This is a genomic window from Algihabitans sp. (assembly GCF_965226985.1).
Taxonomy (GTDB): Bacteria; Pseudomonadota; Alphaproteobacteria; order Kiloniellales; family DSM-21159; genus Algihabitans.
Window position 1 is genome coordinate 540,609 of sequence record NZ_OZ245712.1, and the last position, 18,449, is coordinate 559,057.

The 18,449-nt window shown below is 62.6% G+C and carries 19 protein-coding genes and 1 pseudogene; 13 read left to right on the forward strand and 7 right to left on the reverse strand.

All coding sequences use genetic code 11. The features are described from left to right. Positions 1-10 precede the first annotated feature (10 nt). Entirely contained in the window at positions 11-829 is an 819-nt protein-coding gene (fabI, locus tag ACO054_RS02320; protein WP_421708836.1) for an enoyl-ACP reductase FabI, read from the reverse strand. 277 nt (positions 830-1,106) lie between these two features. Between fabI and ACO054_RS02325 the strand changes: the two genes are divergently transcribed. The 6 genes and pseudogenes from ACO054_RS02325 to ACO054_RS02350 all read left to right on the forward strand — a co-directional run bounded on the left by ACO054_RS02325 (position 1,107) and on the right by ACO054_RS02350 (position 7,117). Further along, entirely contained in the window at positions 1,107-2,453 is a 1,347-nt protein-coding gene (locus tag ACO054_RS02325) for a YihY family inner membrane protein (RefSeq protein WP_421708837.1), read from the forward strand. 217 nt (positions 2,454-2,670) lie between these two features. Next, entirely contained in the window at positions 2,671-3,183 is a 513-nt protein-coding gene (locus ACO054_RS02330; protein WP_421708838.1) for a sigma-70 family RNA polymerase sigma factor, read from the forward strand. Positions 3,184-3,309: 126 nt separating this feature from the next. Further along, positions 3,310-3,468: pseudogene (locus tag ACO054_RS02335) on the forward strand (FecR/PupR family sigma factor regulator); the annotation flags it as partial. Positions 3,469-3,741: 273 nt separating this feature from the next. After that, complete coding sequence (locus tag ACO054_RS02340; protein ID WP_421710321.1) at positions 3,742-4,410, forward strand: FecR family protein; 669 nt, start codon at positions 3,742-3,744, stop codon at positions 4,408-4,410. A gap of 230 nt (positions 4,411-4,640) precedes the next feature. Then, positions 4,641-6,173, forward strand: a complete 1,533-nt coding sequence (locus ACO054_RS02345; protein ID WP_421708839.1) for a TonB-dependent siderophore receptor — start codon at positions 4,641-4,643, stop codon at positions 6,171-6,173. Further along, positions 6,083-7,117 (forward strand): TonB-dependent siderophore receptor, encoded by a 1,035-nt coding sequence (locus tag ACO054_RS02350; protein WP_421708840.1) that lies wholly within the window; start codon positions 6,083-6,085, stop codon positions 7,115-7,117. The genes ACO054_RS02345 and ACO054_RS02350 overlap by 91 nt, the downstream gene beginning before the upstream one ends. Here the strand turns inward: ACO054_RS02350 and ACO054_RS02355 are convergent. The 3 genes from ACO054_RS02355 to ACO054_RS02365 all read right to left on the reverse strand — a co-directional run bounded on the left by ACO054_RS02355 (position 7,114) and on the right by ACO054_RS02365 (position 9,074). Beyond that, on the reverse strand, positions 7,114-7,458 hold the full coding sequence (locus tag ACO054_RS02355; protein ID WP_421708841.1) for a chaperone modulator CbpM: 345 nt from the start codon (positions 7,456-7,458) through the stop codon (positions 7,114-7,116). The genes ACO054_RS02350 and ACO054_RS02355 overlap by 4 nt on opposite strands. 65 nt (positions 7,459-7,523) lie before the next feature. Further along, positions 7,524-8,459 (reverse strand): DnaJ C-terminal domain-containing protein, encoded by a 936-nt coding sequence (locus ACO054_RS02360; protein ID WP_421708842.1) that lies wholly within the window; start codon positions 8,457-8,459, stop codon positions 7,524-7,526. Positions 8,460-8,594: 135 nt separating this feature from the next. Then, entirely contained in the window at positions 8,595-9,074 is a 480-nt protein-coding gene (locus ACO054_RS02365) for an RT0821/Lpp0805 family surface protein (RefSeq protein WP_421708843.1), read from the reverse strand. Positions 9,075-9,293: 219 nt separating this feature from the next. On the opposite strand from ACO054_RS02365, the gene pdxH reads away from it, so the two are divergent. From pdxH to ACO054_RS02400, 7 genes are all read left to right on the forward strand, one after another. After that, positions 9,294-9,896: a pyridoxamine 5'-phosphate oxidase gene (gene pdxH, locus ACO054_RS02370; RefSeq protein WP_421708844.1), complete on the forward strand. Its 603-nt coding sequence runs from the start codon at positions 9,294-9,296 to the stop codon at positions 9,894-9,896. A 13-nt stretch (positions 9,897-9,909) separates the two neighbouring features. Next, on the forward strand, positions 9,910-10,845 hold the full coding sequence (locus ACO054_RS02375; RefSeq protein ID WP_421708845.1) for a cation diffusion facilitator family transporter: 936 nt from the start codon (positions 9,910-9,912) through the stop codon (positions 10,843-10,845). A 212-nt stretch (positions 10,846-11,057) separates the two neighbouring features. After that, entirely contained in the window at positions 11,058-11,936 is an 879-nt protein-coding gene (locus ACO054_RS02380; protein ID WP_421708846.1) for a universal stress protein, read from the forward strand. A gap of 127 nt (positions 11,937-12,063) precedes the next feature. Continuing rightward, positions 12,064-12,345: a hypothetical protein gene (locus ACO054_RS02385; RefSeq protein ID WP_421708847.1), complete on the forward strand. Its 282-nt coding sequence runs from the start codon at positions 12,064-12,066 to the stop codon at positions 12,343-12,345. 48 nt (positions 12,346-12,393) lie between these two features. Next, complete coding sequence (locus ACO054_RS02390; RefSeq protein WP_421708848.1) at positions 12,394-12,807, forward strand: hypothetical protein; 414 nt, start codon at positions 12,394-12,396, stop codon at positions 12,805-12,807. 216 nt (positions 12,808-13,023) lie between these two features. Beyond that, entirely contained in the window at positions 13,024-13,815 is a 792-nt protein-coding gene (locus tag ACO054_RS02395) for an SDR family NAD(P)-dependent oxidoreductase (protein WP_421708849.1), read from the forward strand. 59 nt (positions 13,816-13,874) lie between these two features. Then, positions 13,875-14,222 (forward strand): SLC13 family permease, encoded by a 348-nt coding sequence (locus tag ACO054_RS02400; protein WP_421708850.1) that lies wholly within the window; start codon positions 13,875-13,877, stop codon positions 14,220-14,222. 8 nt (positions 14,223-14,230) lie between these two features. Here ACO054_RS02400 and ACO054_RS02405 read toward each other — a convergent pair whose 3' ends face one another. The 3 genes from ACO054_RS02405 to ACO054_RS02415 all read right to left on the reverse strand — a co-directional run bounded on the left by ACO054_RS02405 (position 14,231) and on the right by ACO054_RS02415 (position 18,194). Beyond that, complete coding sequence (locus ACO054_RS02405; protein ID WP_421708851.1) at positions 14,231-14,911, reverse strand: FMN-dependent NADH-azoreductase; 681 nt, start codon at positions 14,909-14,911, stop codon at positions 14,231-14,233. Positions 14,912-15,018: 107 nt separating this feature from the next. Continuing rightward, entirely contained in the window at positions 15,019-15,855 is an 837-nt protein-coding gene (gene cysQ / locus ACO054_RS02410; RefSeq protein WP_421708852.1) for a 3'(2'),5'-bisphosphate nucleotidase CysQ, read from the reverse strand. Continuing rightward, positions 15,852-18,194: a xanthine dehydrogenase family protein molybdopterin-binding subunit gene (locus ACO054_RS02415; protein ID WP_421708853.1), complete on the reverse strand. Its 2,343-nt coding sequence runs from the start codon at positions 18,192-18,194 to the stop codon at positions 15,852-15,854. The genes cysQ and ACO054_RS02415 overlap by 4 nt, the downstream gene beginning before the upstream one ends. Positions 18,195-18,449: the final 255 nt, after the last annotated feature.

Here is an 18,449-nt window from a genome sequence, read left to right on the forward strand (position 1 = left end):
GCCCCGGACTTCAGCCCTGGGTCTTGAAGCCTTCGAGCAGATCGCGGATCTGCGGTGCCGCCTCGACGGCCATCATGCCGACGGTGTGGTAGCCCGAATCGACATGATGGATCTCGCCGGTGACACCGCCCGAGAGGCTCGACAGCAGATAGAGCGCGGCGCCGCCGACCTGTTCCTGGGTTACGTTGCGGCGCAGGGGCGAGTTGTATTCGTTCCACTTGAGAATATAGCGGAAATCGCCGATGCCCGAGGCCGCGAGGGTCTTGATCGGACCCGCCGAAATGGCGTTCACCCGAATACCGGCTTCGCCCAGATCAGCCGCAAGATAGCGGACTGACGCTTCCAGGGCCGCCTTGGCGACGCCCATGACGTTGTAGTGCGGCATGACCCGCTCGGCACCGTAGTAGCTCAGTGTCAGCAGGCTGCCGCCTTCAGCCATCAGGGGCGCGGCGCGCTGGGCGACCGCCGTGAAGGAATAGCAAGAGATGTCGAGCGACTTGACGAAGTTGTCGCGCGACGTCGCCAGATACTTGCCTTTCAACTCCTCTTTGTCCGCATAGGCAATCGCATGAACCAGGAAATCGATCTTGCCCCAGCGGTCCTCCAGGACTGAGAAGACGGAATCGATAGAGCTATCGTCGCTGACGTCGCACGGCAGCACCAAGTCGCTGCCCACGCTTTCCGCGAGAGGGCGCACGCGTTTTTCCAGCGCCTCGCCCTGATAGGTGAAAGCCAACTCCGCGCCCTGGGCGCGTACTGCCTTGGCAATGCCCCAGGCAATGGACCGATCGTTGGCGACCCCCATGACGAGGCCGCGTTTGCCGCTCATGAACGCAGGCGAATCCGACATACTCTTCCCGATACTCGATGCCCGATTGCGAAGCCGGTGCAGAAACCGCCCCGGCTGGAATGAAATGGCCGCGGACGACGGGTTCGGACTCGACCCCGTGGCCCAGCGGCGGCGCATCCTACACTATGGCACTAATAGGTCAAAGGTGGCTGGTGACCGGTTTGTTTCGCCTGTCAGACGGCCTCTGCCGGAGCGCCTGACGGCAGGGAATTCGGGGGAGCGGGATAGTGATCCCTACGCTATGGTATGTAGTGGGATGGCCGTTACTGCGCAAAAGCCGCCAACCGAGCCAAGTCGGTCCCTGGCGCCGCCGAAAATCCTACGTGCGCGCCTTGTTGCCTACAATTTCCTGCGTTTCGTTTTTCAGAGATTTCTCGGCGATGACGGGCTGCGTCTGGCGGCGGGTCTCAGCTACACCTCGCTTCTGGCTCTGGTTCCCTTGCTTGCCATTGCCCTGGCGATCCTGGCTGCTTTCCCCGCTTTCGATCTGGCGCGGGAGCAACTGCGCGAGGCGGCCTATGCCGTCTTCCCACCCGGCAGTGGCGTCGACGTCAGCGAGTACTACGAGGAGTTTCTGGAAAACGCCTCCAGACTGACCGGCCCGGGTGTGATCGGTCTGGCGCTGACCGCCCTGCTGCTGCTCAACAATGTAGACGTGGTCTTGAGCCAGATCTTCCGGGAGGCACAGCCGCGCAGTGCCACCTTGAGGTTCCTGATCTACTGGGCGATGCTCACGCTGGGCCCTTTGCTGATCGGGGCTTCTCTCTCCCTCTCCTCCTACGTCTACGCGTTGGTCCAGATGGAGCTGGTCGGCGGGTTGACGGGCGGTGCCGTCCTGGCTTCGCGCTTCGTCGCTGTCGTCCTGGCTACCTTCGGCTTCGGCGTTCTCTATCTCGTGGTTCCGCACCGGCGGGTCGACGTTCGCCATGCGCTTGCGGGCGGCTTTACGGCTGCGATCCTGCTTGAGCTGCTCAAGTACTCTTTCGGTTTGTACGTCGCCAGTTTCCCGACCTACGAGGCGCTCTACGGTGCCCTCGCGGCGCTTCCGATCTTTCTCTTGTGGCTCTACCTGGCCTGGACGGTCGTGCTCCTGGGGGCCGAAATCGCCGCGGCGATCCCGGAGTGGCGTTACAGCGATTCGCCGAGCGCGGTGCTCATGTATCCGGGAGAGAAGCTTGCGCTTGGTCTCGCGGTCCTGGAGCGCCTCAAGGCGGCAGCGGAGGAGGGGCGGCGGCTGTCCCAGGGGCGGCTGCATCGCGGTCTGCCAGCCACCCCCGCCGAAGTCGACTTGCTGATTTCCCAGTTGAGGAAGGCAGGGATCCTCGAACGCGCAGGCCGCAGCCGTATCCTGCTCGCGCGCGACCTGGGACATCTGAGTTTCGGCGATCTGCAGAAGGCCCTGAAGATCGACCAGAGACCGCAACGCCGTTGGCCCGGCGCCGCCGGCCGCGCGGCCCAGCGCTGGGCGGATCACGGCAGCGATCTCGCCGCGGTCTCCGTTGCCAGAGTGTTGGATGTCATGGAGGGGGAAAGTGATGAAGCGCCGGCTGCGGAGGACGGCTGGACTTCTGCGAAGTTACCTGCCGATGAGAAATCTACCTAAAGTACTCTGCTCTTGGCCTTCGGACCCGGTTTGCCGGTAGGCGCGTGCGCCGAAGGTGGCTCTTTACACGAGCACACACCCTAAGCAGCCTTGCGAGCGAACTCCTTAATCGCTAATTGTATTAAGAATCATTCTCAATTTTTCGACTACTGCGTTACGCCTTTGCCTTTGCGCCCTGCGGCAATGTTCAGATGAGTCCGACAAGAATCGGAAGGCTGTGTCTAAAAACCAGACTGCGTTAAGCCTTTTCGTCACGCACCGGCGCGCTCTGGTTGACTACGCGAACAGCATCGTCGGCAGCCGCACGCAGGCCGAGGATGTCGTCCAGGAAGCCTGGCTTCGCTTCGATGCGGCCTCTAAAGGGCGTTTTCTCGAAGACGCGAGGGGATATCTCTACAGAATCGTTCGGAATCTCGCGGTGGATCAACGTCGACGAGTGACCCGTGAAGATGGGCTGATCTTGCGCTATAACCTCGCGCAGGTGGCGGAGACCTGCCCGGACGAAACCCCGACACCGGAGACAGTCACCCTTCTTAGGGACGAGATCCGATGTGTTACGGAGGCGATGGCCGAGCTTCCGGAGCGCACCCGCATCGCGTTCGAGATGCATCGGTTTGGCGGTGCAACGCTCAAGGAAATCTCGGCTTTTCTCGGTATTTCCGTCTCTCTCGCCCACATTCTCGTCGTCGACGGCGCGGAGCATTGCAAGGCGCGACTGGCGAGACGATGACAGTGCGGCGAGATCGATTTTGGAATGAAGCCCTTCACAATTCGTCCTATTAACGGAACACCTCTCGATGCGTGGCCGGAGACCCGGGGTGAGTCGTCCCTATCTCGACAGAGCTGAGAGAAGGTCATGACAGACAATAGGGACAAGGCCGATCTGGCTGTTGAACAGGCTTCGCAGGAGGCCAGCGGTTGGATGATCCGTCTCCAGGAAAGTCCAAACGATATTCAACTCCGACGTCAGTTTGCCGACTGGCTGTCCGATCCAGTCAATGCTTCAGCTTGGGCGGAGACGCGGCGCATGAAGCGTGCAGTCGCCGGCGCGATGCCTAGCCATGCCGGGAGGTGGGAGCCCTTTCTCCGGCAAATCCGCGCGGAGACGAAAAAGCGTGAGACGAGGCGCGGCACCGCGTTACCGCCAATACTGTCAGGAGGCAGAGAGGCCGCTGCAAGCGCCTCTAGGGAGCGGCGGTCTGCCGCTCCCGTTGATCGAGGTCGTGTTTTACGACGTCGTGCCCTACGGTTTGTCGGCCTCGCCGCTGTCGCCTCGCTTCTCGCCCTCGTGGCCGGTCCTGAGGTCGCGCTGCAGTTGCAGGCTGACCATGCCACGACCACGGCTGAAACCAAAACGATAGGTCTTCCGGACGACAGCGTCGCCACGCTGGCTCCCGACAGTGCCATCGCCGTGTCCTATCGCGACGAAGAGCGGAGCCTCCATCTGCTTGCGGGGGAGGTTTATCTCGATGTGGTCGCGAACGTTGAGCGGCCTTTCCGGGTTTTGGCTGGGGATCTGCGCGTCACCGTCCTCGGTACGGGGTTCAACGTTTCGCTCAGCGAGGGAGGCGGTGAAGTCGGTGTTGCGCGGGGACTCGTCAGGGTCGAATACGGCGAGAGTGTCCTGCCGGCCGCGCAGACGCTGCAGGCAGGTGAGTTCCTACGCGTCACCGGGTCGGGGCGGGTTGAGCGGGAGAGGCAGCCCGTCTCGCAGATTGGCGCTTGGCGCCAGGACCAGTTGATCGCGCAGGACCAGCCCTTCAGCGACGTGCTGGACCGCCTCCGACGCTACCACGCCGGAGCGATCGTCGTGATCGACGACTCCCTTGCCGACCAACCCGTCACGGGAGTTTACGATCTCGGCGATCCAGCCGCTGCCCTGCGTGGTCTCGCGCGCTCTCAGAACGCCATCGTTCGTCAGATCACGCCGTGGCTGCTTGTCGTGTCACGCTCCTGAATACAGGAAAATCAGTGCCTTGCGGGTTACCAAAATTTTTTTTTGGAAGCCCCCACCTCCCTCCACGTTTTGTGATCAGGAGTGTGAGTGCGTCGCATTCGCATCCCTGATCATCGCGGCCTGATGTCTGGCCGCGTACCGCTGGATGGAGATGGGCCGTGCAATCGTGGTGGGCAGAGTACAGGCAACGGAAGAACTGTGGGACGATACTGCTGGGGGCTCTGATCGCCGTGAGTTTGCCCATTACCGCCCCGACCGTTGCTAGAGCTGCAGCGCAGACCTCCGACGTCGCCATTCAACTGGCGCAGCTGTCTACCGAACGGACCTTCGAGATCGCGGCTCAGCCGCTCACCACGGCGCTTACCCTGTTCGGACAGCAGTCAGGTCTGCAAGTTACAGTCCATGGCACTCTGCCCCGAGACATCTCGGCACCGGCGGTTCGCGGCACGATGACCAATGCGCAGGCCCTGAACCGCCTGCTGTCCGGTAGCGGCCTGATCTTTGTGGTGGAGGACGAAACAACGGTCGCGATCGAGAGGCCGCCCGAGCAAGACGATGACGTTCTTCTGCTCGACCCATTGGTGGTCGAAGGCAGGGATCGTGAAGATCCGCGAGGGCCTGTGGAGGGTTATAGAGCAACCCGGTCCGTGACAGGAACGCGGCTCGATGTCCTGTTGGACGAGCAGCCTTTGCCGATCCAGGTTCTGCCGCGCGACGTCATCGAAGATGCTGGCGCCACCCGGCTTGACGACATCGTTCGTTTGAGCACGAGCGGTGCGATTGGCAACTCCCGCGGCGGCACCCAGGAGTTCTTCACGATCCGTGGCTTCGACGCCAGTGTCGTCAGGAACGGCGCGGGCACTTTCGGACTCGCCCAACAGACCGATACGGCCAATGTCGAACGGGTCGAAGTTCTGCGAGGTCCAGGGTCGGCTCTCTACGGCGAGGGCGCGCCGGGCGGGGTCATCAACGTCATCACCAAACGTCCAGACGACAGCTTCTTCGTCGAGGCCTCCAGCGAAGCGAGCAGCTTGATCCGGCTGCGTCAGGAACTGGATGTCAACTTGCCGCTTGAGGAGACCTGGGATCTGAATGCGCGAGTCGTCGGCGCCCTGGAGGGTACAGACAGCTTCCGTTTTCGCGACGACTACGACGAAACCTTCGCTGAGGATCGGCAGTTTCTGGCGCCCAGCCTTTCCTTTTCGCCGACGCCGACGACCGACGTCCTAGTTTCCGGGGAATATCTCCGGTCGTCTGACGTGTTCGATCGGGGCGTTCCGCTCAACGATGACGGCAGTCTCGCCGCAGATGTCGATGACTTCTTCGGGGATCCCGATGTCGGAAACATAGAGTCCGAGACGCTAGGCGCACAGTTGGAAGTCGCTCAGGAGATAACCGATGGGCTGTCGCTGCGCCTGTTCGGCTCTGCGGTCAGGAACGACTTTGAAGGCCTCTCTCTCGAACCGAACGTCGTGTCGCCGCTCAATCTCGATGCCGCAACGGCCGCTGCGCTCGGATTGCCTGGCCCGCTCGTGGCTGGCGATACAATTCTCCGAATCATTCGAAACCGAGATCTCCGGCGGGAAGTCTACAGTTTTCAGAGTGATCTCAATGGCAGTGTTTCGTTCGGTCCGGTCACGCAGGATCTTCTTTTTCCTTCGAGTATCAGTCGGTGGAGGCTGATGCCGAGGTCCAGTCCTCAGACACACTTCTGGGTGCCGACCCGGTCTCTAAGAACGCGCCCGGGACCCCAAGCCCGCTAACGCCGGACGACCTGTTGGCGGACGTCGACTCGCTGACTGAGATCGAAACCTTCGGCTTGATCTTCTTCGACAAGATCAGCCTGTACGAGCGGCTGCACATTCTCGGCGGTGGACGCCTCGACTTTCTCAATCAGCGTTTCGAAAATCGCCGCTCCGACTCGGTGACCAAAATCGATGAGACCGAGTTCTCGCCCCGCGTTGGGGCAGTTCTGGAACCTTTTGCCAGCTTGCCGGCTTCTGTTTTCGTCAGCTACTCCGAATCCTTTCAGCCCAACACAGCTTTGGCAGCCGACGGCGGCGTTCTCGCACCCCAAAACGGTCGTGTCATCGAAGGCGGGTTACGCTACGGATTCAATCGGGATCGGCTGGAGGCGACACTGACGGTCTTCGATATCGAACTGGAGAACGTGCCAATCGGCACCGACAGCATCTTCTCCGCGGCTTCCACTCAGGAGAGCCGAGGTGTCGAGTTCACACTGCAGGGCGCACTCACAGACAACCTGTCGGTACTGGCCAGCTACGCCTTCATCGATGCCGAAGTGACCGAGGTCGGTGCCGGTGGATCGCAATTGACCCTAGGCGAATCACCGCCAGGTGTGGCGAAACATAGCGCGAACTTTCTGGCGCGATATCACTTTGACGAAGGTGCCCTTAACGGGCTTAGTGTGGTTGGAAATCTGCAGTATGCCGGTCGAAGGTTGAACGCGCCCACCACCGAAAACCCGAATCCGTTCAGCGGGCCACCGTTTCTTTTCGAAGCCATCGAGCTCGAACCTTTCGTCAGGCTGGATGTGGGCTTCGCTTACGAGGTTGCCGAGAATTTCACGATCGAGGGCGGTGTCCGAAACCTCTTGAATCAGGAGATTGCATTTCCCGGTGCTGGCGAGTTTGCGATTCCAGAACCTCCGATCACTGGATTCGCCGGTATTCGCATCAGATTTTAACCATCCAAAGCGGCTCTCAATTTCTCTTCGATTTCCGCCCGTTCGTTGGCCGGCAGTTGACCTATGACCTGCTGCACCTCGCCCATCACGCCGCGCAGCGCGTAGACTTGGTCGAGAAGACGCAGGACCAGCGGCATGGCCTCGTCGTTGATCGCCATGTCGTCGCGCATCTCGCAGATCAGCCGGGCGCGTGCGGCATCCTGTTCGTCGAAGTACCAAGCGCCTTCCTCCTGCCGAGCCCGAACCCACCGCTGCTCGGCAAAGTAGACAAGCTGCGCGTGGCTGACCGTCAGACCAGCCGCATCGATCTGGGTGACCACTTCGTCGAGCGTCATAAGCATGACGGGCCTCCCTGCGGGTTTCCGAACGGCTGACCGAGACGCCTTTTGCCAGACACGGCGGACCCTCAGCTCAGACCGGCTTTACGACGTGGGTCGTAAGGGTGTTTTTCGGACCAGTCGGCGACGAAGTCGACCAGGTCCTTATCGACCGTATCGGGCAGCATCACCTTGAGTTTTACATACTGATCGCCGTAGAGGCCCGATTTCCGATCCTTGATACCCTTGCCCTTGAGCCGCAAGGCTGTGCCGCTGTTGGCGCCGGCCGGCACCTTCATCGCCACCTTGCCGTGAACCGTCGGAACCTCGATCTGGGCGCCCTGCAAGGCTTCGGCTAAGGTCACCGGTACCTCTAGGTGGACGTCGTTGTCTTTCCGCGTGAAGAAGGCATGGGGGTCGATCTGCACCTCCAGGTAGGCATCGCCGTCCGGGCCGCCGTTGAAGCCCAGGCGGCCCTTGCCCTTCAGCCGCAAGGTCTGGCCGTTCTCCATGCCCTCCGGAATCGCCACGTCCAGCGTCTTACCGTCTGACAGCTGGATGCGTTTGCGCACCCCCGTCGCCGCGTCCAGAAAGCCGACCTGGACCGCGTAATGCACGTCGGCGCCGCGTTGGCGAGCGCGACTGCGGCCGCCCTCGTCGCCACGCCGGAAACTGCCGCCGAACAGATCGGAAAAGATATCGTCGGCCGAGAAGTCCTGATCGAAGGCGAAGCGGCTGTACTTGTCGCCACCCGTTCCAGCGGCCTCGGCGTAGCTGCGGTAGAAGCCCCGCTGCGGGTTTTCCTGGCCGCTGGCGTCGATCTCGCCGGCATCGAAACGCTTCCGCTTCTCGGCATCGCTCAGGACGCCATAGGCCTGCGAGACGTCCTTGAAGCGCTGTTCGACCTCGGCGTTGCCCGGATTGAGGTCCGGATGCAACTCCTTGGCCAGCTTGCGATAGGCCGTCTTGATTTCATCCTGGCTCGCGTTGCGGCCAACGCCAAGAACTTGGTAAGGGTCGCGCATCGGCGGCCATTCGTCCCGTCAGATCGAACTCTTCTGGGTTCTATTTAGTGGGCAATCCGGCGGTCTTTCGCAAGGGAAGGGCGCCGCCCCTTTCGGAGCGGCGCCCTCTCCCGGATCTCCAACGGCTTTCAGGGATCAGCTCATGACTTCCCAAGTGCCGTCCGTCCGGCGGCAGGCCACGCCCGTGCCGGTTTCCGTGCGGCCGTCAACCGTGATGGTCTCTTGGAACTCGCGGCAGTAGCGACCGCTCTGGGTATAGCCGTCACGGGTTGCCGTGTAGGTCCCGGCATTGCCCGAGTTGGGGTTGTTCCAGGAAATGGTCTCGCCGATGGGGGCGTTGCTTGCCCGCTGCTGAGCCTGCGAGGCCCGCATGCGATCGACGTCGTCGAGACCGCGCCCGATCTCGGAGCCGACCAGGGCGCCGATTGCCGTACCGGCTGCCGTCGCGATCAGCTGACCGGTTCCGCCGCCGATCTGCGAGCCGATTAGGCCGCCGAGCGCGGCGCCGCCCGCGGCGCCCACCACTTGCTTCGTGCCCGGCCCGCTGCCGTCGCTTGCGCAGCCGGCTAGACCCAGGGACAGGGCTGCGACCGCAACAATTGCAAATTTACGCATCATGAGTTTGCCTCTCGTTCTGCTCTCTCACCTTGTCAGCCTTGCCCCCCAAAGGGGTTGGAGCAGGCCTTACGCCGTCTATACTCTGGGCAGGTTACCTTGTATCCGCCCCAGTGTCGTCGGCGTCGCTTCGCCGGTTGTACGAGCGTTCTGTCGGGCACATCCCCGTCGGTCGTCCAACGCTGCTTCATAAAGTCTCTACGCGAAAGTATAGTTCTCATGTTCGCCCAGACCCAACAGGACGACCCCTTTATCCTCTTCGATGCCTGGCACGAAGAAGCCAAGTCTCAAGAGATCAACGATCCCAATGCGATGGCCCTGGCCACCGTGGGACCTGACGGCATGCCGGCACAGCGTATGGTGCTGCTCAAGGACGTAAGCGACGGCGGTTTCGTCTTCTACACCAACTACGAAAGCCGCAAGGGAACGCATGTCCTTGCGCATCCTCGGGTCGCGCTGCTGTTTCACTGGAAGTCCCTGCGACGCCAGGTGCGGATCGAAGGCGAGGCAACCCAGGTCGATCCCGAAGAAGCCGACGCCTACTTCGCGAGCAGGGCGAAGCAGAGCCAGATCGGTGCCTGGGCTTCGCAACAGTCGCGTCCCCTTGAAAGCCGACACGCACTGGAAAAGCGCGTGGCGCAATATGCGGCGAAATACGGATTGGGGACTGTTCCGCGTCCGCCCCATTGGTCCGGTTTCCGGGTCACACCGCGCCTGATCGAGTTTTGGAAGGACGGAGCGTTCCGCCTGCACGACCGGCTCGTATATCATCAGGATCCTTCCAGCCCGACCGGCTGGCGGACGGAACGCCTCTATCCCTAAGTAGGGTCGCCCCATGCCAGAGGCTGCAGCAAACAGGCATCAACGGCTCGATGCGCGCCGCGCCGGGCGCCTGATGAAGTTGGCCACCTATGCCTCGGTCGCCACGGCTTCCGTCCTGATCGTCGTTAAGCTGGGTGCCTGGTGGCTGACCGACTCCGTGAGTCTGCTGTCGAGCCTGGTGGACTCTCTGTTGGATGCCGCGGCATCGCTGGTGATGTTGCTGGCCGTGCGGCAGGCACTGGTGCCGGCCGATCAGAATCACCGCTTCGGCCACGGCAAGGCCGAACCTCTCGCAGCGTTGCTGCAGTCGGGGCTGATCGCCGGCTCGGCCCTTTTGCTCGCCTTTGAAGCCGGCCATCGGCTGATACAGCCTCAAGCCGTTCAACACGGAACTGTCGGGATCGCGGTCATGATCTTTTCGATCGCCGTGACTTTCGCTCTGGTCCGCTTTCAGCGCTACGTCGTGATGCGAACCGGGTCCAGTGCGATTGCGGCCGATTCCCTGCACTACGTCTCCGATCTGCTGATGAATGCCGCAGTGATCCTTGCCCTGGTGCTGGCCAGCGAGTTGGGTCTTCTCCGAGCTGATCCGCTGATCGGGTTCGGCGTGGTCTGCTATATTCTCTACAGCGCCTTTCGGATCGGTCGCGACGCGCTGGCGATGCTGATGGACCGCGAGCTTCCTGCCGAGGAACGCGAGCGGATCCTTCAAATCGTTCGTGCCTACGATGAGGTGTTGGGCGTGCATGATCTCAAGACCAGGACGTCAGGACCGCGAACCTTCATTCAGCTTCACCTGGAGCTCGACGGCGGCATGACGCTCTACCGCGCCCATGCGATCGCCGAGGCGGTTGAGGCGGAACTGCAGACGGCCTTTCCCGATGCTGAAGTGATCATCCATCAGGATCCGCACGTTCTTGCCGAAGAGACGCCGCAGTACGGAACCTGACGTCACGGAATCTGACGTCGCCGTCGCATGAGCTTTCGGGGCATGAGTCCTCGAGGAGTCCGCCACGACCTTCAGGGGCGTCGGTCGGGGGAGGCTTCAGCTATTCGTTGACGCATATCAATGCCTGTCTAGGCGGACGAAAGGATCGTGCAGACTGGTTCTGTCTTTCCCTCGCCACGGTGAGTGGGACGGCTGAGGAAGGGTAACGTTTCATGCCTATTGCATCCCTGCTGGCGATCGTGGATGGCGGTCCCGCCAGCTCGGCGGTCCTGGCGGCGGCTGTGAAGATCGGTCGACGCTGCAATGCCTACGTCGAGGTGCTGCACGTTCAGTTGGATCCCGACAGCGCAATCCCTCTGATTGGCGAAGGCATGTCGGGCGGCATGATCGAGCAGATCGCGGCGGACCTGCGTCGTAGCTCCGAGGAGGAGGCGAAAGCTGCTCGCACAGCTTACGAAGACGCTTGCCGCGGCGTGGATGCCCAACCGCTTGAGGCCAATGGAAAAGCCGAGGCGGGAAAGTTCGTCCTTGCCTGGCGCAGCGTGACGGGGCGCGAGGACAGTGAGACGGCGCAGCGTGCGCTGCTCTTCGATCTGGTGATCGCAGGCCGGCCCGATCCCAACAGCGATGGTGCCTATGCGCCCGCGTTGGAGGCCGCGCTCTTCGAGGCCGGCCGACCGGTTCTGGTGGTACCGCCGGGCTACGACGGGGCCATCGGCACCAGGACGATGATCGGTTGGTCGGGCCAGCGCGAATGTGCAAGGGCCATGACGGCGGCGCTTCCGCTTCTGGCCAGTGCCGAGGCCGTGGAGGTTGTTCATCTCAACGGCGGTGGGGCGTCCAAGCGTGACGTCGACGATCCGCATGCCGTCGTCGCTTGGTTGACGCTTCACGGCGTCGACGCCAGATCGCGCGAAGTCCCCATGACCGAGGGTCCCGGGGACAGCTTGCTGAGCACTGCAGCCGAAGCTGGTGCGGATCTCCTGGTCATGGGAGGATATGGTCACAGCAGATTGCGGGAATTCGTGCTTGGCGGTGCGACGCGGGAGGTGCTGGCGCACACGGGTCTGCCTGTGTTGATGGCTCACTGAGGCGCCGATGATGCACTGACCGACCTGATGAACCCTGGGCCGCAACTTGGGAAGTGGTGCCGATGAAACGAGCGCTGCCCCAGACTGCGTCGATGCCGCCGGACGGGCGGTTCTTGGAGGAAAAGCCATGTTGACTCTGGATGACGTGATCGCCCTGTCTGATCTTACTGAAGACGAGATCGATGCGATCGTCGAGCATGAGCACTGCCCCGAGATCGTAGCGGCGGAGCTCGGCAACTACCTTGTGCATTCGCCCGATGGCGTGCCTCTGCTCAAGCGCATGATCCTCGAAGATATTGCTGCGGCCGAGGGCCGGGAAGATTATAAGCATGCGTTGAAGTTGCGTTTGGTTTTGCGCCACTTCGTCGAGACTCACCCGGACGTCGATGTCGCCAAGGCCTCGGCCTGAGCCGACAGACTCTGTACCCATCGGTCTTTTGCAGGAGCTCACCCGCTCATGACGCTAATGTCGATTCGACTGGAGTTGGCGCGCGATCACGATTTTCCCAATGGCAGCTCGAACCGCGGCTACGAATTCGTCGCCCCGTTGGACACCGAGGGCCATATCGACGTCGAAGCGTGGCGTAAGCAGCGAAAGCACTGCAACGTTTGGCGTTTCTGGGAAGGTGAGGCCGACGAGTACGGTCACCTTGTTCATACCCGCGGCCGCAGTTGGGCCTTCCATTATGACGTAAAGGGCAACCCCGATCTCGACGAGCCAGGATATCGTTTCGACAGTCACCGCTTCGTCGAAGGTGAATACGTCTCCCTGCGCGAGCAGGACGACGTGATGCGCACCTTCCGGGTCGTGGCTGTCCGCTCGGCCGGTCAAGCGCCTATGGCCAAACACGGCGGCGCGGCAGCCAGTTGAGTCGCAATCTCTAACGGGGCGGTGTCGCCGCGCGCGAGTTGCCTTTGCTCGGAAGAGCCTGAAGTTCTGAAACGCACGAGAAGCCGAGGCTCGGCGGCTGGTTCCGGTGGTTGCTTTCTATTTGGCGTAAAATCAGACGGTTAGCGTCGGATCTTCGCGATCTGCGATGCCGTCAAGCGGTTCCCTCAGATCGCAACATACTTTAGACTAGACGCCATGGCCGACCAGATATCGCCGGAGCGCGTGAAGCTCGATACGATCAAGGCCGATGATGCCGAGAAGCCGACGGTGGTGCTGACAGGTGCCAGCCGTGGCATCGGTCACGCCACCGTCATGCGTTTCTCCCAAGAGAACTGGCGCATCATCACCTGCTCGCGAGAGGAGGTGCCCGAGGCCTGCAAGCGCGATCCCAACTGGGCGCACCACATCACGGCCGACCTGGCCGACCCGGCGGGTGTGGCCGACTTTATCGCGGAAGCTGTGGAGATCATAGGCGATCAAGGCCTGCAGGCGCTGGTCAACAATGCGGCGGTCAGCCCGAAGACGCCCTTTAAGGAACGGCTCGGCTGCCTGAATGGGGATATCGGCGACTGGCGGTGGGTGTTCGAGCTGAATTTTTTCGCTCCTCTGACGCTGGCACGCGGGTTCGCTGTGCCGCTGCGCCGCGGGAAGGGCAGCATCGTCAACATCACCTCGATCGCCGGCCATGCGACCCATCCCTTCGCCGGTTCGGCCTACTCGACCTCGAAAGCGGCGCTCTCGGCTCTGACGCGCGAACTGGCGGTGGAGTTGGCGCAGCTCGGCATCCGCGTCAACGCCGTGGCGCCGGGCGAGATCGAGACCGGCATGATCGGGCCGGAGTACGAGAGTCTGATCCCGCGTATTCCGATGCAGCGCATGGGCACGCCCGATGAAGTGGCTGCGGCCGTCTTTCGTCTTTGTACGCGAGACTTCGCTTATGTGACCGGAACCGAAGTTTTCGTCACCGGTGGCCAGCATCTCTATTGATGCGGTTCCGCTGAGCCTGACGCAGCCGCTGCTATGACTCCAGCCGACCGGAGTTGCGGGTGAGTCCCGACCAAGGCTTGCTGTTCGGTCTGCTGGCGCTCCTCGTCGTTCTGTTGATCTGGGGGCGTATCCGCTACGACGTGGTCGCCTTCGGCGCCCTGATTGCCTGTGTGGTCGCCGGCTTGGTTCCGGCGACCGGGGCCTTCGCGGGCTTCGGACATCCGGCGACTGTGACGGTCGCATTGGTCTTGGCGCTGTCCAAGGCGCTCAGCGATTCAGGCGCGACCGATATCTTCGCACGGCCCGTGCAGCCGGCCGCGGGACGGACGGCTACGCATATTGCGGCGCTGGGCGGCGTGAGTGGTCGTGGCACTCCCGTGAAGTATCTGTCCGATAGTGATCCCTGATCGGCGGCTCAGGCCGATAACGGCAGTGCGCTATGCAGCGCGCGCTGCGCTTTGTCGCTGGCGGCCTCGGCGTCTACCATCTGTCGGTCGGCGGCGATCAGCGTGACATCCTCGATGCCGATGAAGCCCAGGACGTGCCGGAGGTATGGCGTCGCGAAGTCTACCGCGCTTTCCGTGGCCGTTCCGCCGGAAGCGACGACCAGATAGGCCTTCTTTCCCTCCAGTAATCCGACCGGGCCGTTTTCGCTGTAGCGAAAGGTCACGCGTGCCCTGGCGACCTGGTCGATCCAGGCCTTGAGCGCTGCAGGCGGACCGAAGTTGTAGATCGGAAGTCCGATCACCAGGATATCCGCATCCTTCAACTCGGCGATCAGCCTGTCGGAGACCGCGAGCTGTGACTCCTGCTCTGGGGTCCGTGCCTCGGCTGGTGCCACGTTGGCGGCGATCCAATCTTCCGTCACGAAGGGGATGCCCTCCGCGAGGTCCCGTTCGACGAGAGTCATCTCCGGATGCTGTCTGCGCAGCCTGGCAACGACCTCGTCGGCCAGATTACGCGTCGTGGACCCTGTCTTGCGCGCGCTGGCGTCGATCCGCAGAACCCGAGGCGGGGGAGTCTCGCGGGTCTGCTGGGTCTCGTCTTGCGCGCCGGGGATCTGCGCGCCGGGGATCTGTGTGACGGTCGCTGCCATACCGACGGCTCTCCTCTCGTTGCCTACTGAAGAGGAGATGAGCTTTGTCGGGAGAAAACAAATGGTCGAAACGGAAACCGATTGTTTCCTGGTAAGGCTCGTCGGTCTTAAGCGTCCCGTCGCCGATTGACGGCCACGAAGTTCGGGTTGGCGAAGCCCGCTTTGCCGTAGCGCAACAGATCGCCGTCCAGCGTTTCCACGGTCCCGCCCGCGGCTGTCAGCACGGCTTGGCCAGCGGCGGTGTCCCACTCCATGGTTGGGCCGAAGCGCGGGTAGAGATCGGCCTTGCCGCTGGCGATCAGACAGAACTTCAAGGACGAGCCGGCGGTCACCCGCTCCGCGATTTTTCGCCTGGCAAGGAAGGCATCCAGTTCCTCGCCGGCACCGTGGCGGCGGCTGGCAATCACGGTCTCGCCCGTATCCGGTGTTTTGCGGACCGCAATGGTCATCGGGGGACGATCGGTCTCGTTGAAGCTGGCGTGACCACTGCCGTCGTCGTCGAAGCCGCCGCACCAGGTCATGGCCAAGGCGGGGGCGTGCACCACGCCGGCGACCGGCCGCCGGTCGCGGATCAGCGCGACGTTGACGGTAAACTCGCCGTTCCGAGATATGAACTCTCGTGTCCCGTCCAGCGGGTCGACCAGCCAGAAGGGCTGCGCGGTGTCGATGTCCGGCAGGCCCTGCTGGGAGGAAGCTTCTTCCGAAACCACCGGTATGTCGGGGGTCAGTTTGTGCAGGGCCTCCAGCAAGAAAGCCTCGCAAGCCTCGTCCGCCTCGGTCACCGGGGAGGCGTCGGGCTTGTCGCGGACTTCGATCTCCTCCGCCTCTGTGTAGTAGGCTAGGGCGATTTTGCCTGCACGCTCGGCCAGGACCCTCAAGACCGCGAGCAGATCGTCTTGCGGTTCCGATCCCGCTTCACTGGTCACCATGCTGTCTTCGGTCATTCCGCGGCCTGGCGCTCGGCAGCCCTGGCGTCGCGCATGGCGCGCCAGATCTGTTCGGCCGTGGCGGGCATATCCAGGTGCGCGACGCCCAGCGGCCGCAGTGCGTCCAGCAAGGCGTTGATGATGGCCGGTGGTGCGCCGATCGCCCCGGCTTCTCCGGCGCCCTTAACGCCCAGCGGATTCGTGGTGCAGGGCATATCCTCTACCAAGGTGATCTCGAAGTTGAGCGTGTCGTCCGCCCGGGGCATCGTGTAGTCCATGAAGCTGGCCGTGATAAGCTGACCGTCTTCGTCGTAGACCGTGTGTTCCAGCAAGGCTTGGCCGATTCCCTGAGCCGTACCACCGTGAACCTGTCCCAGCACCAGCAATGGGTTCACCACCTTGCCGAAGTCGTCGACCACGATGTAGCGCAGGATCTCGACCGTCCCGGTGTCCTCGTCGATCTCCAGTTCCACGACGTGGCAGCCGTTGGGATAGGTCATAGCCTCTGCCGTATAGCCGCCCGTCTCTTCAATGGGACCGGCCATGTCTTCTGGCAGAGCGTCGCCGTGGGTGGCCTTGGCGATCTCGGCAAGCGTCACCGTTTTGTCGGTTCCGGCGACGGTAAAGACGCCTCCTGCGAACTCCAGGTCTGCATCCGCCGCCTCCAACAGATGTCCGGCGACCTTGCGGGCTCGGGCAATGACCTTTTCGCCGGCGCGTTCCGTGGCGACGCCGCCCATCAGAAGCGACCGTGACCCGCCTGTGCCGCCACCGCGTTTGACGACATCGGAATCGCCCTGTACCAGCCGAACCTTTGTCGGATCGATATCCAGCAGGTCGTTGAGTATCTGGGCATAAGCCGTGTGATGGCCCTGGCCGTTGGTCATGGTGCCGATCACCAGCGTGACACCGCCGTCTTCCTCGAGCGAAACGCGGGCCTCTTCCGCGCCGAGGCCGCCGCAGGCCTCGACATAGGACGCCAGGCCGATGCCTCGGTACTTGCCGCGTCGCCGTGCTTCGGCTTTGCGTTCGGCAACGCCGTCCCAGTCCGCCAGTTTCGCAGCCTGCTCCAGAAGTCGGGAGGGATCACCGGAATCGTAGACCGGACCCATTCCTGTGTCATAGGGCAGGTCTTCGGGTCGAATGAAGTTCTTCAAGCGGATCTCGCGCGCGTCGACACCGATCTCGCGGGCGCAGGCCTCGACCAGACGTTCCATGCAGTAGGCGGCTTCCGGTCGCCCGGCGCCGCGGTAGGCGTCGACCGGAACCGTGTTGGTGAAGCCGCAGTGCACTTCCGCGAAGATGGCAGGGATCCTGTAGAGACCGGAGTACATTTGCGTGCTCGCGCCCGTCGGAATGAAGGGGGCGAAGTTCGAGAGGTAGGCGCCGAGATTGGCCTGGGTTTCGACGCGAATTCCGAGAAAACGACCTTCCTTGTCCATGGCCATCTCGGCAACCGTCCGATGGTCGCGGCCCTGGATGTCGGACTGGAAGGATTCCGTGCGTTCTCCGACCCAGCGCACCGGCCGACCGAGCCGACGCGCGGCGACCAACACCAGAACCTGTTCCGCGTAGCAGAAGATCTTCATGCCGAAGCCTCCGCCGACGTCGGGCGTCACGATCCGGACTTTGTCCTTGGTCGTGCCGAGAATGGTTTCCGCCAACTGATCGTGGAGCCGGAAGATCCCCTGGGTTGGGGTCGTGAGTGTGAAGTGCTGGTTGGCGGCGTCGTATTGGCCCAGGGCGACCCGGGGTTCCATGGAGTTCACAACGAGCCGGTTGTTGACGATCTCGATCCGCGCCCTCTGTGCGGCCTTTGCGAAGGCGGCCTCAACGGCCGAGCGGTCGCCGTGTTCCCAGGTCATGGCGAGATTTCCCGGCGCTTCCGGGTGTAGCTGCGGTGCGCCCGCCGATAGAGCGGCTGCGATGTCGGTGACGGCCGGCTGGTCGTCATAGTCCACAACGACTGTTTCGGCCGCCGCGACGGCCTGTTCGTAGGTCTCGGCGACCACAACCGCGACTGGATCGCCGACATGCCTGACCACCGCACGAGCCAGGACTGGGTGCGGGGGCTGCTTCACCTCCCCGTCGCGTCCCTTCATTTTGGCGAGGACCGGAATATCACCGATCTGTTCTGCCGCCAGATCCTCGGCGGTGAGAACCAGCAGAACGCCGGGCAAGTCGCGGGCCTCGGCCGTCTCGATCGCGGTGATCCGCGCATGTGCCAAAGGGCTGCGGACGACGGCCATGTAGCTCTCGCCCGACAGACGAATATCATCGGTATAGCGTGCATGACCGGTCAGGAACCTTTGGTCCTCGACACGCCTGATGCCTTGGCCTTTCCCGAACTGGCCCATTCCGAACTCTCCCGTTATCCCGATGAAGCGCTTTTAAAGCGCTTGCTTGATCCGCGCCGATCATAGGCGGGCCAGGGGTTGGCGGGGAAGGGGCGAAGGTTGCGCCGCAACATCGCAGCACCTGTTCCTCCTTTCCGTCACGTGCGTTACGAGCAGACTCGTCTTGAAACGCCCGGAATGGTGCCAAATATACCCCGCAGAATACGGGAGAATTCGCGACGGGGCGTGCCGGCTGGTCGACAGGCGGCGAAAACT

Coding starts and splice junctions, on each gene's coding strand:
- fabI (WP_421708836.1), bottom strand. CDS start 829: ATGAGCGGCAAACGCGGCCTCGTCATGGGGGTCGCCAACGATCGGTCC.
- ACO054_RS02325 (WP_421708837.1), top strand. CDS start 1,107: ATGGCCGTTACTGCGCAAAAGCCGCCAACCGAGCCAAGTCGGTCCCTG.
- ACO054_RS02355 (WP_421708841.1), bottom strand. CDS start 7,458: ATGCTTATGACGCTCGACGAAGTGGTCACCCAGATCGATGCGGCTGGT.
- ACO054_RS02360 (WP_421708842.1), bottom strand. CDS start 8,459: ATGCGCGACCCTTACCAAGTTCTTGGCGTTGGCCGCAACGCGAGCCAG.
- ACO054_RS02365 (WP_421708843.1), bottom strand. CDS start 9,074: ATGCGTAAATTTGCAATTGTTGCGGTCGCAGCCCTGTCCCTGGGTCTA.
- pdxH (WP_421708844.1), top strand. CDS start 9,294: ATGTTCGCCCAGACCCAACAGGACGACCCCTTTATCCTCTTCGATGCC.
- ACO054_RS02375 (WP_421708845.1), top strand. CDS start 9,910: ATGCCAGAGGCTGCAGCAAACAGGCATCAACGGCTCGATGCGCGCCGC.
- ACO054_RS02380 (WP_421708846.1), top strand. CDS start 11,058: ATGCCTATTGCATCCCTGCTGGCGATCGTGGATGGCGGTCCCGCCAGC.
- ACO054_RS02385 (WP_421708847.1), top strand. CDS start 12,064: ATGTTGACTCTGGATGACGTGATCGCCCTGTCTGATCTTACTGAAGAC.
- ACO054_RS02390 (WP_421708848.1), top strand. CDS start 12,394: ATGACGCTAATGTCGATTCGACTGGAGTTGGCGCGCGATCACGATTTT.
- ACO054_RS02395 (WP_421708849.1), top strand. CDS start 13,024: ATGGCCGACCAGATATCGCCGGAGCGCGTGAAGCTCGATACGATCAAG.
- ACO054_RS02405 (WP_421708851.1), bottom strand. CDS start 14,911: ATGGCAGCGACCGTCACACAGATCCCCGGCGCGCAGATCCCCGGCGCG.
- cysQ (WP_421708852.1), bottom strand. CDS start 15,855: ATGACCGAAGACAGCATGGTGACCAGTGAAGCGGGATCGGAACCGCAA.
- ACO054_RS02415 (WP_421708853.1), bottom strand. CDS start 18,194: ATGGGCCAGTTCGGGAAAGGCCAAGGCATCAGGCGTGTCGAGGACCAA.